Annotated in this window: 1 pseudogene; it reads right to left on the bottom strand. The window is 43.3% G+C overall.

What is annotated here, in order from left to right:
• Positions 1 to 135: 135 nt before the first annotated feature.
• Positions 136 to 506 (bottom strand): annotated as a pseudogene (locus R7Q11_RS29670) (methyl-accepting chemotaxis protein); the annotation flags it as partial.

The following is a 506-nucleotide window of genomic DNA, read 5'->3' as shown; positions in this document are numbered from 1 at the left end:
GCTAGCGTAATCGCGTTAAAAGATAATCAGTTTTCTCTATTGCGAATTTGAAAACTGAAAAGCCCCGCTAGAAATGGCGGGGCTTTATTTTATCTCGAATTTGTTTGAGATATTTGGCGTCGCTAAAAGGCAGCTTTACGACTGCTTATCTTCAAATCGAATCGCAAGCTGATAGAAATCTTGTACTTGTTCTTTCAACTGACGGCTGTTTTGCTCAACAGAATGCGTAGCTGCTAAGTTTTGCTCTGCGGTCGACGCAATAGAATGAATGTGCTGGTTTACATCGCTAGATAGCTTTAACTGGTTTTTCGCCGCTTCTGCCACATCAACCATCAAGCCACTCATGCTTTGCATCATCTGTTCAACTTCAGACAAACGCAGCGCGCTTTGCTCAGCAACTTGAGAACAGGCATCGGTTTGCTCTTTGTTTGCCAAAATATCTTTCTGCCAACCTTCTATCGTCGAAAGCATAGCAGAGATAGACGCTTGAATTTGCTCCGTCGCAT

The sequence above is a fragment of the Vibrio sp. 970 genome (genome assembly GCF_033339075.1).
The sequence above is the reverse complement of the archived record's forward strand: the minus strand, read 5'-3'. Positions and strand labels throughout refer to the sequence as shown.